This window comes from Micromonospora sp. RTBAU3-60 (assembly GCF_054963695.1).
On sequence record NZ_JBUEGB010000212.1, the window covers coordinates 1 to 585 of the forward strand.

At 70.6% G+C, this 585-nt stretch carries 1 protein-coding gene; it reads left to right on the forward strand.

Annotated elements, in window-relative coordinates; genetic code table 11:
- Nucleotides 1-28 precede the first annotated feature (28 nt).
- Nucleotides 29-585, forward strand: a 557-nt coding sequence (locus tag ACY34I_RS40610; RefSeq protein ID WP_462760867.1) for a hypothetical protein, incomplete at its 3' end; no start/stop codon positions are given.

Here is a 585-nt window from a genome sequence, read left to right on the forward strand (position 1 = left end):
TGGCCGGAAACTGCCGTCGAAAGCGTGGATGGCGCTGCGTCGTCTGGGTTGGACGGTTACCGCGCCGGTGGGTGTGAGGGTCAGTGACCGGGTCGTGCGGATGGCGCAGGAGCAGGCGGGGCGTGTTCTGCGTTCGGCGTGGTGGCGTGCTGGCCTGACCGCTGGGGTGCTGGCGACGTGGCCGGCCGATCCACGCAAGCGCACCCCGCAGGAGTGGGAGCAGGTACGCAAGGCGGTTCCGGGTGGGGAGCATCTGCCGTCCAGCATCGTCAAGTCCCGCACCCGGCAGGCCGCGAAGTTCCTTGCCGCCAACGGCCGCCTGCCGGTGGACGTGTTCGAACTCGAAGGCGCCCCGAAGGTCGCGCGGATGCTGCTGCTGGCCGCGTGTGACCGGCAGCAGGCCACCATCGAACGCTCCGACACCGACCCCAGGAGGGTGTTGCTGCGGTTGCAGCTTCCCACCCGTCCGGATCCGAGGGCGTATCGGGATTGGACGTGGGTGGCCTGTCCGATCATCCTGCCGCCCACGGTCCCCGCGGGCGCGGTGGTGCACCTGCCCACCCTGCGTGTCACCGGCCGGCAGGT